10 protein-coding genes are annotated in these 11758 nt (G+C 48.6%); 9 read left to right on the forward strand and 1 reads right to left on the reverse strand.

The window, feature by feature from the left end:
- The first annotated feature begins 70 nt into the window (after positions 1–70).
- The 8 genes from AC2T0J_RS12355 (at position 71) to AC2T0J_RS12390 (ending at position 9398) form a co-directional block, all read left to right on the forward strand.
- Positions 71–2824 (forward strand): TonB-dependent receptor domain-containing protein, encoded by a 2754-nt coding sequence (locus AC2T0J_RS12355; protein ID WP_489806123.1) that lies wholly within the window; start codon positions 71–73, stop codon positions 2822–2824.
- Between the two features lie 153 nt (positions 2825–2977).
- Positions 2978–3733: a DUF3450 domain-containing protein gene (locus tag AC2T0J_RS12360; RefSeq protein WP_489806124.1), complete on the forward strand. Its 756-nt coding sequence runs from the start codon at positions 2978–2980 to the stop codon at positions 3731–3733.
- 13 nt (positions 3734–3746) lie between these two features.
- Complete coding sequence (locus AC2T0J_RS12365) at positions 3747–5111, forward strand: MotA/TolQ/ExbB proton channel family protein (protein WP_489810330.1); 1365 nt, start codon at positions 3747–3749, stop codon at positions 5109–5111.
- A 5-nt stretch (positions 5112–5116) separates the two neighbouring features.
- Positions 5117–5632 carry a MotA/TolQ/ExbB proton channel family protein gene (locus AC2T0J_RS12370; protein ID WP_489806125.1) on the forward strand — a complete coding sequence of 172 codons (516 nt, stop codon included), beginning with the start codon at positions 5117–5119 and terminating at the stop codon, positions 5630–5632.
- A 56-nt stretch (positions 5633–5688) separates the two neighbouring features.
- Positions 5689–6096, forward strand: a complete 408-nt coding sequence (locus AC2T0J_RS12375; protein WP_489806126.1) for an ExbD/TolR family protein — start codon at positions 5689–5691, stop codon at positions 6094–6096.
- Positions 6097–6109: 13 nt separating this feature from the next.
- On the forward strand, positions 6110–6721 hold the full coding sequence (locus tag AC2T0J_RS12380) for an energy transducer TonB (protein WP_489806127.1): 612 nt from the start codon (positions 6110–6112) through the stop codon (positions 6719–6721).
- A gap of 1 nt (position 6722) precedes the next feature.
- Positions 6723–8042, forward strand: coding sequence for a tetratricopeptide repeat protein (locus AC2T0J_RS12385; RefSeq protein WP_489806128.1), 1320 nt, complete (start codon positions 6723–6725; stop codon positions 8040–8042).
- Positions 8043–8237: 195 nt separating this feature from the next.
- Complete coding sequence (locus AC2T0J_RS12390; RefSeq protein WP_489806129.1) at positions 8238–9398, forward strand: energy transducer TonB; 1161 nt, start codon at positions 8238–8240, stop codon at positions 9396–9398.
- A 64-nt stretch (positions 9399–9462) separates the two neighbouring features.
- Here the strand turns inward: AC2T0J_RS12390 and AC2T0J_RS12395 are convergent, their stop codons facing one another.
- Complete coding sequence (locus tag AC2T0J_RS12395; RefSeq protein ID WP_489806130.1) at positions 9463–10773, reverse strand: DUF2254 domain-containing protein; 1311 nt, start codon at positions 10771–10773, stop codon at positions 9463–9465.
- 126 nt (positions 10774–10899) lie between these two features.
- Here AC2T0J_RS12395 and AC2T0J_RS12400 point away from each other — a divergent pair, with 126 nt between their 5' ends.
- Complete coding sequence (locus tag AC2T0J_RS12400) at positions 10900–11688, forward strand: hypothetical protein (protein WP_489806131.1); 789 nt, start codon at positions 10900–10902, stop codon at positions 11686–11688.
- The last annotated feature ends 70 nt before the right edge of the window (positions 11689–11758 follow it).

Raw genomic sequence — 11758 nt, forward strand, 5'->3', positions numbered from 1 at the left:
AGGGCGCCGCATGGCGCCTGACCTGTTGAAAATCCAGCAAAAAATTTGAGTTTCAGTGGAGTTTTAAATAATGAGTTCAACAGACCGTCCAATGCCGTCGAAGTCACGGCTTTATAAATCGGTTGCCTTTGCGCTCTGTGCAAGTTCATTACATCCTTTCAGTGCTGTGATTGCGCAGCAGAGTGAGCAGGAAGAAGCGCAGGCTATCGAAGAAGTTGTTGCGACGGGTACACGTTTAAAAGGTACGGCAGCAGCGGTACTACAGGAACGTCAGAATCAGGCGTTTGTCGCCGATATTATGGGCGCAGAACAGATTTCACGTACCGGTGACGGCGATGCCGCTTCCGCCCTGCGCCGGGTAACCGGCCTGACCCTGGTAGACGGCAAGTTCATCTACGTTCGCGGTTTGGGTGAACGTTATTCCAGTACCCAGCTGAACGGTATGGGTGTACCGAGTCCGGATCCAACCCGCTCGGTTGTACCGTTAGACTTATTCCCGTCTGACATTATCGAAAGTTTGAATGTGCAGAAATCGTTTTCGCCGAATATGCCTTCGCACTTCGGTGGTGGTAACGTTAACATTCGTACCAAAACCATCCCGACTGACTTTATTTTCCGCTTAACTGGCGGGTTAGGGTACAACACCAATAACTCTGATGATGGTTTCTTCTATTCTGGCGGCGGTGACGACTGGACCGGCCGCGATGATGGCACTCGTGAACTGTCATCGCTAATTTCAGACAGCCTCGACCGGGCGCAGTCTGACGCCGGTATTCAGGGCTCTAACAGTTACCGTTTAAGCCTGGAAGATCGTAAAGCCATGCTGAGCTCGATGTTCTGGGATATCGGCCCAGATCCAAAGAGCGTCGATCCGGATTTCAACCTGGGCATGACCTTAGGGGATAACTACGATACCGATTACGGTGTATTTGGTTTCCTGTCGGCAGTATCTTACGAAAATGAATGGAACATCAATCAAGGCAGCCAAGGCAATAACCTGGGTACCGTGGGTTGTTCTGACCTGCCGGATCGTTACTCCAAAGACGGCAAGTGTTTCGCACAATTCTTTGAAGGCGTAGATACCGAACAGCAGGTACGCTGGAGCGGCATGCTTAACGTTGGTTGGGAAATTAACAGCAATCATCGTATCGATATGACTAACCTGATCCTGCATGACATGAGCGACCGGGTGCGGGTACGTGAATTTATCGATATTAATGAAACGGTATTTGGCGAAACTGAGTTGCAACGTGTGGACATGCTGTTTGAAGAGCGCCGCATGAACTCAAATCAGATTAAAGGTACGCATAACTTCCCTGAACTCAACTTCCTGTACCTTGACTGGTACGCGGGCACCAGCCGGGCGCGTCGTTCTGCACCAGGTAGTCTGGATGTGACTTATCAGCAAAATTTTGCTGATGGTGCATTTGTCGATCAGCAATTACAGCCTATTGCCGCTACCAGCGTCAACAGGGGTTACCAGGACCTGCGCGACGTAGTAGAAACCTGGGGTTGGAATGTAGGCTACCCGATTATGGCTGAAGGCCTGGAACTGGAAATTAAAGCCGGTGCGGACTTTTTTGAAAAAGCGCGTAAGGCTGAGAATATTCCAATTAATGTGACACACCGGGCGATCTCAAACGATTACCTGTTTGGTAACCGCATTGATGAGATTTTCTCAGATGAAAACATCAACAATGATGATTTCTACCGCAGCGCAACCGGCGCGAATATTTTAGAGTCGGGCATGGCTGACGGTGATGAATTTGCTGCAGGGACTAAGATAGACGCTTACTATCTGATGATGGATGCGTTTATTAATAACACCTGGCGGGTGAGCGGTGGTGTCCGCTACGAAGACTTCCGTCAGGTATCGGTACCTTTTGAGGCGCACTCGAATCAGTTTTCAGTGAGCCCGGAAGAAATCGAACAGTTATTCTTTGAAGAAGACGACTTCTTCCCGTCACTGGCGTTAACCTACATGATGGATAACGACATGCAGTTCCGTTTGAATATGAGTCAGACGACCATTCGACCGGACCTGCGTGACGTAAGTGTCACCTTCTTCATCGACCCGCTCACCGAGTTCCTGGTGCGTGGTACGCCATTGCTGCAAAGCTCCAAGCTGGACAATATCGATTTCCGCTGGGAATGGTATCGTGAAGCAGGCAACAACTTGTCGGTCGCGGTGTTCTACAAGGACATTGAAAAGCCAATCGAACTGATTGAGCTGAACACGGTGGGTGGCGCTGCACCTAACCTGTTAACCGCCAACGGTGAATCGGGTCAGTTGTACGGTCTGGAGGTAGAGTTCCTGCAGGATCTGAGCATTATCAGCAGTGACTTAAGCAATTTCTTCATTACCGGTAACCTGACCATTTCAGACTCTGAAGTGACCTTAGGTGCGGTGGAAGATGATGTGACCAGTTTGTTTGAAACCCAGTTGCTCGATGCCCTCAATGCAACCTCTGCATCGATTACTGTGACCAACAATAAACGTCGTCTGGTGGGTCACTCTGAATGGGTAGCCAACCTGCAGGTGGGTTATGACTCAGATAACGGAGAGCACTCTGCAACCCTGGTTTACAACGCCTTTGGTCCGCGAATTATCGTACCTGGTACGCGTGGGAACGAAGACGCTGAAGAGCAAACTTACCATTCATTGGACATGAACTATACCTACTATCCGGACTTCAATACCCGGATTAAATTTAGTATCAAGAATCTGCTTGATCAGTCCAAGCAAATTCAACAGGAAGGGTTAAACCTACTGATACAGGAAGATGGCGTAGAATTCGGCTTAAGCTACAGTTACCAGTTCTAAGCGTAATCAAAAAGGGGGCCTGCAAGGCCCCTTTTTACTGCCATATTTACATGACAGATATGTAATAAAACTGTCACAGAAACACCCTATCCTACCCGCAGCTAATTTAGTGGTCGGTATTACCGATTTCTTATAAACAAAAGGTTTGAATCTATGAAGCTTTTTAACACCTTGCTGGTGAGTACGGCGTTATTGTCCGCATCAGCCTTTGCTCAGGAGCAGGGGCTAGAACCTGCTATCGAGTCTGCCAAGGAAATCAATGAGTCAGCTGCTAAATCGCAGCAGAAAATTGACGGCATCACCGATCAGATTGACAGCAAACTGCAACAGTTTAAAACGCTGAACAAAGAGATCGAAGGTCTGGAAATTTACAACAATCAGTTGCGTAAGCAAATTGCTAATCAGGAACAGGAAATGGCTGACCTGAATGCGGCAATTGATGAGGTATCCGTTATCGAGCGTCAGATTACGCCGTTAATGATCCGCATGATTGATGGGTTAGAACAGTTTGTACAATTGGATGTACCTTTCTTACCAAGAGAACGTGCCGACCGTATCGCTGGTTTGAAAAGCATGATGGACCGTGCTGATGTTGCTGCTTCTGAAAAATTCCGCCGCGTGATGGAAGCTTATCAGGTAGAAATGGACTACGGCCGCACAATGGAAGCTTACACCGGTATTCATGAAATCAACGGTCAGGAACGAGACGTTGAGTTTTTACGCCTTGGTCGTACTGCACTGATTTACCAAACTCGTGATGCGGGTTTACAAGGTGTTTGGAACAAGCAAACCCGTCAGTGGGAAGAGTTAGACAGCTCTTACCGTACCCAGGTCACCAAAGCATTACGCATGGCCAAAAAACAACTTGCGCCTGATCTGTTAATGCTGCCAGTCGCGCTTACAGACTAAGAGGACGAAGATGATGTTGAAATCGTTTAAGAATATCGTATTTGGTCTGGTTGCTGCGAGCATCAGCGTTAGCGCTGTCGCACAGAATGACCGTGCATTAGATTTAGATGCATTATTACAGCAGCTTGAAGAAGGCAAGTTCGCGCAAACACAGCAGAACAAGCAGCGTGAGCAAGAGTTTATGGCGCAGCGCGCCGAGCAGGAGCGCATTTTGCGAGAAACCGCGCAACTGCGGGATCGCACGCTGGCGACTTCAGAGCAGCTGGAAACTACCTTTGAAGAAAACGAATTTAAACTGGCAGACTTAAACGAAGCGCTGACCAATCGTTTAGGTTCATTAAAAGAGTTGTTTGGCGTACTGCAACAGGTTGCCGGCGATACCAAAAATAAATTTTATAACTCTGTTGTGTCTGCTGAAATACCGGGCCGTGCTGCGTTTTTAGACCAGCTGGCGCAGGACATGGGCTCCAGCTCAAAACTGGCCTCTATCGATGAAATCGAGCAGGTCTGGTATGAAATTCAACGCGAAATGACCCAGTCAGGCAAAGTGACCAGGTTCACTACTGATGTAGTAGAAGCGGGCGGCGCCAAAGTGTCTAAAGAAGTGGTTCGCGTAGGGCCGTTTGCGTTGGTTTCAGATGGTAAGTATCTTGACTTCAACGGTGTTACCGGTACGGTTGCCGAACTGGTTCGTCAGCCGCCTGCACGTTATGGTGAGTCGGCTGCAGAACTCCAGGCCTCTAATGGTGAACTGGTTAAATTTGGTATCGATCCAACCGGTGGTTCAATCCTCGGCTTACTGGTGCAGGCACCTAATCTCAAAGAGCGTGTTGAGCAGGGTGGTGTAGTGGGTTATATCATCCTGATTGTGGGTGCAATCGGTCTGCTACTGGCACTTGAGCGCTTGTTTACGCTGACGATTATTCGTACCAAAGTGAACGGTCAGCTGAAATCCAAAGACATTAAAACGTCTAACCCGCTGGGACGTGTATTAAAAGTGCGCGAAGAGCATCCAAATGCCGACACCGAAGCACTGGAACTGCACTTAACCGAAGCCATTCTGGCCGAAGTGCCTAAGCTGGGTCGTAATCTGGGTATTATTAAGATCATCTCTGTGGTTGCACCGCTGATGGGTCTGTTGGGTACCGTAACCGGTATGATTAACACCTTCCAGGCAATTACCCTGTTTGGCACTGGTGACCCGAAGCTGATGGCAGGTGGTATCTCCACCGCGCTGGTAACTACTGTACTGGGTCTGGTGGTAGCGATTCCGACTACCTTACTGTACGCGATGCTGAATACGCGTAGTAAAAACATTGTTTACATTCTGCAGGAACAAGCTGCCGGAGTAATCGCTGAGCGCGCTGAGAAAGGCTAATCATCATGATTGAGTTTCTGGAAGCAATTCGTGATTTTACAGAAACCGGAGGCCAGGTACTTCTGGTCATCGGTTTGCTGATATTCGTCATGTGGCTCTTGATCCTCGAACGTGCAATGTATCTGCTGGTTTCACACAAGAACTTAAGTAAAACGGCTATTGCTGAGTGGAAAGCCCGGGAAGATCGCACTTCCTGGTACGCTGAGCAGGTTCGTTCAAAGATTATTTCGTCGCTGACCATTCGTTTAAATGGCAGTATCCCGATTATCCAGGCGCTGGTGGCATTGTGTCCGCTGTTAGGTCTGATGGGGACAGTAACTGGAATGATCGAAGTTTTTGATGTAATGGCTATCTCAGGTTCAGGTAATGCCCGTTCGATGGCGTCAGGTGTATCTAAAGCAACTATTCCAACTATGGCTGGAATGGTGGGAGCTCTATCCGGTGTCTTTGCGTCAAGTTGGTTAAATCGTAAAGTCAAAACCGAGCGAGCGCATTTAGAAGAAGCCCTGAGCAAGCGCTAACAACTATTCCGAGAGGGCGGTGTTCATAGCCGCCCGCTAGAAAGGTACGAAAAATTATGAAACAACATTTTCAAAACCTGGTGGATGAAGAAGAAGCCACAATTGATATGACGCCCATGCTGGACGTGGTATTTATTATGCTGATTTTCTTCATCGTTACGGCCTCTTTCGTTAAGGAAGCCGGTATTGATGTAAATCGCCCGGAAGCTGCTACTGCGGTTAAGAAAGACCGCGCTAATATTCTGGTTGCGATTTCTGATACTGGCGAAATTTGGATTAACAAGCGACGTATCGATGTCCGTGCCGTACAGGCGAATATTGAGCGTCTGCACGCAGAAAATCCGCAGGGTACTGTTGTGATTCAGGCTGATAAGCTGGCCACAACAGAAACTTTGATTAAAGTGATGGATGCATCCCGGGCAGCTGGTGTATTTGATGTGTCAATTGCGGCACAAGAGCCATAAGCGAGCATAGACCATGTCACGATTTTTAATCGCATTTGTTGTATCACTGGCGATTACGTTGGGTTTGTTCTTTCTGATGCAGTCGCTAATCAAAATGGGCGGAAGCGCATTAACAGAACCTCCTAAAGGCAGCGTGCTTGATTTCGTGCGCGTTAAGCCTGAAGAGCAGGTGCAGAAGAAAGATCGTAAACCTCGTAAGCCGCCTAAGCCCGAAGAACAGCCGCCACAGATGGATACGCCGCAGATGGATTCACCGAGTCCCGATGCCGATAGTAGTGGTCTGGCTTTTGCCGCCGATGTTGGTGATAGTATGGCACTGGATGGTGGTGGTCTGGCGCTTGAAGGCGGAGATGGTGAGTATCTGCCTATTGTTAAAGTAGCGCCAGTTTATCCTCGTCGCGCATTGCAACGCGGTATTGAAGGCTTTGTTATCGTTGAGTTTACCGTCTCCAAACAAGGTGCCGTGAAAGATGTGTTTGTGATTGAAGCGAACCCGGAAGGCATTTTTGAACAGGCGGCAATGGATGCAGCGAAGAAGTTTAAGTATAAGCCTCGGGTTGTAAATGGTGAGCCGGCAGAAGTTTCCGGTGTACAAAACCGTATTACGTTCCAGATAGACGGGTAAGGTGAGTATGAAACAGACACTTTCTAAATCCCTGTTGTCATTGGCGGTGGCTGGTTTGTTAATCACTGGCACTACCTCGCTGGTGGCAACACCTGCGGCTGCGCAGGAAGAACAAAAAGCCAGCGAGCGACCTACCCGTCGCACACCGGCATTACGCTCGAAGGTTTACGAGCAGTTAGCCCGTGCCCAGGAACAAGCCGACGCCGGTAATATTGCCCAAGCGGTCGGTATCCTCGATGTTGTTAAGGATAAAGCCAGTTCTATGAACAGCTATGAGCTGGCCATGATGTACAACTTTTATGGCTTTATTTACTACAACGATGAGCAGTACGACAAAGCGCTGGAGAACTTTGCCAAAGTGGTCGAGCAACAGCCCATCCCGGAAAGCTTCGAGATGAGCACCTTGTTCAGCCTGGCACAGCTTCACCTGATGCAGGGCAATTACAGCGATAGTATTGCCTATCTGGAGCGCTGGGAAGCGTTGAATACCGGTAAAATCCCACCCAAGAATCTGGTAATTAAAGCCCAGGCTTATTATCAGAACAAGCAGTATGCTGAGGCGTCTGAATTCATTAATCAGGCCATTAAAGGCCATGAAGATGAAGGCATGATCCCGGACGAGGGCTGGTTGATTTTACAACGGGCCATTTATTACGAGCTCAAGCAGCCTGAAAAGGTCAAAGACGTGCTGGTAAAAATGGTGAAGTTGTTTAACGAGCCTAAATACTGGATCCAGCTGGCGGGTATGTATGGAGAGCTTGGCGAAGAGAAAACACAACTGGCGATCATGGAAGCGGCGTATCAGCAAGGTTACGTGACCAACGGCGGTGATATCTTTAACCTGGCACAGCTCTATTATTATCATAAGGCACCTTACAAAGGCGCCCGACTGATGGAGCAGGCCATAAATGATGGCGTGCTGGAAAAGAACCTGCGTAATCTCAAGTTCCTTGGTCAAACCTGGACCCTGGCTAAAGAACAGGAAAAAGCGGTACCGGTCATGGCTCAGGCGGCGGATCTATCCGACGATGGTGAGTTGGATGCTCAACTGGCGCAAATCTACCTGAACATGGAAAGCTGGGATAACGCTATTGAGTCAGCCGATAATGCGTTGAGTAAGGGCGACTTGCGTAACCCGGGTATTCCTTACCTTATCAAAGGCATGGCGCTGTACAACAAAAAACAGTTTGCCGCCGCGTTGGATACTCTGGCCGAAGCTGAAAAATTCAGCTCAAGCAAAGGGATGGCGCAGCAGTGGTCGAAGTTTGTTGAGTCAGAAAAAAGCAGCAGCGAGCAGATTCAGGCAGAACTCGGCTCATAAGTTGTTCATCGCGTAATCGATTGAAAAGCCAGCGATATGCTGGCTTTTTTAGTTAATAACTTAACTTTATACTTAAGTTTGATATTCCTGTTCAGGATGTCGGTAGTTGAGGACTAAACGTGATTAACTGACATGGAGAAAGCTATGCTAAAACGTTATCTCTGACTGGCGACGGCTGTTGCCTTCAGTCTGGGGATGTCTGCTCAGACTCACGCCAGCGAAATGACCAGTGCTTATCAACAGTATCAGCAGGCAGTTAGTACCGGTGATACCACGCAGGCTTTTAAATATGCTTCGCAGGCGTTTAATGCTGGTCAACAGGAATATGCTGCTGATTCTGATAACCTGTTCGCTCTTCAATATAATTACGCTGTCGCGGCCGGACAAGTCGGTAAGTATGATATTGCGGTTGATCAGTTTGAAACACTTGCCAGTAATGCGGCGCAGCAATTCGGAACGCTATCTGCCAAAACGTTGGCAACCAGATTGGATTGGTATAAGGCGCTTATGCAAAAAGAGCAAACACGAAAAGTAAAGTTAAAAGTGAGTGGCGCAACGCTGCTAATGAGAGATATGCTTGATGACCTTGAACAAGCCGCCACTGCCTATCCTGCAGATGCCGCTAACATGTATTACATGGTTGCAAGTACATTACTGCAATATGGCAGTGCACCGTTTTCACAACAGCGTGTAACCGACACGGTCAATCAGGGGCTAATGTTGGCGATAAAAAACTGGGGTGAGCAGGACATGCGTACCCTGGAGCAACGATACTTGCTTGGCCGCCTGAGTTACGCAGCCGGTGATTTTAATCGGGTGGTAGCAACGTTGGAGCCTTTAACTGACACGCTCGACCAGCATCTGGACTATACCCATCCGCTCACATTGCAGGCTCGTGCACTGATGCTAGAAGCTTGCGAGCAATTAGCACAACCAGAGAAAGCGAAACAGCATAGCCAGCATATTGCGCAAATGAAGCCCTGGCAAGCACACCTGGAGCCGGTACTATTAGTACGTAAGATGCCACGGCATCCTCAGGTGGCCACAGACTTAACCGGTGACCCCTCAGTAAAAGTGACCTTTGATATCAGTTCTGCGGGCAACGTTGAAAACGTTCGGGTAAGTGATGATAGTGCCGGTAGTAAAGTGTTCAGGCATTCTGCGATGGAAGCGGTACAGCAATGGCGCTATATGCCGCGGTTTGTTGATGGAAAAGCAGTGGAGACCGAAGGCATGACAGTGTCAGTGGATTTTGATTCAAAATTTGCCGGCTATGATTACCGCTTTAATCATGCCTCGACCGATTACGTAAAGGCTGAAGAAGCGCGTCTTCGCAATCAGTCGAACTCGAAATAAGAACATTTAGAAAGGATTGTCTTTCATAACAAAGGAAAGACAACCCTATCCCGATCCTTCCATTTCAGTCAAAAGGTAACATTGCCTCATTGATCGCTTTTTTATCACAGTCACTGATGGTTATTGTGTCAATTTGTTCTGCAATACTGCGGGCATGAGTCGAAATGGTTTTCTGCTCTGTGGCAGCGCAGCATTGCTGTAATTTTGCCAGACTTTTGAGTAGGTGGATAAGCACCGCAATCTGGTCATTCGCTGATTGCCGGACCTGGCTGTACGCTTTATCGACTACCCCGGCAAAAGTGAATGTGCGGCGTTTCAGCCACACCCCGGACGAAGTGTGAATAAGGTTCTCTGCCGGAAACTCGCGGGTAGCCACCTGCACACAAATGGCCGTTAGCTTATCCACACAGGTAATCGCCGTATGGGGATCATTGATCCCCGGCGACAAAGCTCGCAGCGCAATTTCAACCAACTGACTGATAGCAAACTCCGGATCCTGAATGGGGGTGCGGTTGGCACCAAGCACCACCGCTTGTCGCAACGTCGTAAAATCGGCCTCGCTGGCGGGCTGTTGGCAGTGGACGGTAAACAGTTCTTCACCACATAAAACATGGTCGCCGCTACGAACATGTAACTCACATCCTGCAACTTCAGTGGCATTCTGGTTCAGAAAGCTGGCATAATTGATGGTTTGTACATAGCCGTTCTGAACCGCATTCACACGAACCAGAAAGTCACCTTGAGGTGCAGCCCATTGCTCAGCAATGGCCCGGAATGACGAGCTGGCCTCAGGTACCGGCAATAAAGAGTCAATGTTGCTTTCGAAATGCAGTACACAATTGGCGATCACCTGGTCGGCCTGAATGGAACGGGACACGTGGTGAATAAAATAAATAATGGTGACACAGTCGATGAGTGCCAGAAACACGGTGGCACCGGCTAACATGGAAATAGCATCCTGATTACTGTTTATCGACGACAGGTGGTGCAGGGAAATCAGGCAGAACAAAAAGGTCGAGACCAGAATACCCAACACCATTTGGGTGTTGCGATCCTGCATAAAATTACGAATTAAGCGCGGGCCAAATTGATTGGATGCCAGGGTCAGCGACACCAGAGTCATTGAAAATGCAATACTGGTTACCGTTATCATCGCGCCGGCGACGGTGGAAAGCAGTTGCTGAACGCTGTCCTGGGTGACCAAGGGGATCAACGGCCGCAGCACATCCGGCAGAAAAGCCCGCTCGATAACTGATAAACAGGCATAACAAAGCGCCACGCTAATACTCATCATCAGCAATGGAATAAACCAGTAGCTGGTAGACAATGATTCCCATAGCACCCTGACGCGGGTAGCAAGCAGCCGTAAATTCATCCGTTTTCCTGTGAGCAGTGAGCTTTCCGGTAAAATACCAGTTTAGTACGAATTAACCTATTGATTTGGATTGATTAGTTTTTTTATACCCGGTCGTGTATCGTATTGAAAAGGATAGCCGGTAAGGTGAATGGATTAGTGACACCAGATTACAGTCGTTACACCAAAGCAGAACTCGAAGAAGCCCTCAGCACTATTGATAAGGCGCGGTTTCCTAAGCGGGTGAAACAAATACATCATGCGCTGGCGGCAGTTAATGCCAATAAAGACGACTCACCGACAGCAGAGCCGGAAATACTGCTGCCAGAACCGGAAACACCTGAACAAATGCAATACAAGCTGCTCGGGACATTAGCGCTAGTTTTTGGCGGTTTAATTCTCGGTGCCATGTTACTACCGGTTTACTTTCACTCTTTCCTGCTGAATAACGAAATGGTTACCCCCTTTAAGTGGGTAGCCTTAACGGCAGGCCTGGTGGTATTTGTGGCAACTTGCAAAAAGTTGTTACATAGCAATCATCTGCGTAAAGCGAATGCAGACCGACTGGCGAAGGGCAAGCAGCCCATGAAGGTGGATTCTCCGCGCCGTTTTTTTGGTGCGATTGGCACAGCGTTGCTGGTCGCTTTGTTCGCTGCCTTCGCGGTTTACCGCGGCGCGCCTGTGGCGTTGCATCTTTATATACTGGATGCCAGAAATGCCACCCAGCAGGTGACCATCGCTAAATTACCCCGTCGCTTTCGTAAAAAGCACTGTAACGGTAAAATCTATCTGGCTGAGTACAACGCACAGTTTTTTGATTATGTGTGTCAGGTAACACCCAGAGCGCAGTGGGAGAGACTTCGTCCGGGGCAACCAATCTGCCTGCATGGCAGTCGTTCTGCGCTCGGCTTTCTGGCCCGAAAGACCTCGTTGTAACATCAATAAATCAGGCTCGTCGGCCGTGTGGCCTGCTTATCAATTATTTTGGCGCAGGGCACCGTTACAG

This window comes from Alteromonas sp. ISO5 (assembly GCF_058105165.1).

Coding starts and splice junctions, on each gene's coding strand:
- AC2T0J_RS12390 (WP_489806129.1), top strand. CDS start 8,238: ATGTCTGCTCAGACTCACGCCAGCGAAATGACCAGTGCTTATCAACAG.
- AC2T0J_RS12360 (WP_489806124.1), top strand. CDS start 2,978: ATGAAGCTTTTTAACACCTTGCTGGTGAGTACGGCGTTATTGTCCGCA.
- AC2T0J_RS12355 (WP_489806123.1), top strand. CDS start 71: ATGAGTTCAACAGACCGTCCAATGCCGTCGAAGTCACGGCTTTATAAA.
- AC2T0J_RS12380 (WP_489806127.1), top strand. CDS start 6,110: ATGTCACGATTTTTAATCGCATTTGTTGTATCACTGGCGATTACGTTG.
- AC2T0J_RS12365 (WP_489810330.1), top strand. CDS start 3,747: ATGTTGAAATCGTTTAAGAATATCGTATTTGGTCTGGTTGCTGCGAGC.
- AC2T0J_RS12375 (WP_489806126.1), top strand. CDS start 5,689: ATGAAACAACATTTTCAAAACCTGGTGGATGAAGAAGAAGCCACAATT.
- AC2T0J_RS12395 (WP_489806130.1), bottom strand. CDS start 10,773: ATGAATTTACGGCTGCTTGCTACCCGCGTCAGGGTGCTATGGGAATCA.
- AC2T0J_RS12370 (WP_489806125.1), top strand. CDS start 5,117: ATGATTGAGTTTCTGGAAGCAATTCGTGATTTTACAGAAACCGGAGGC.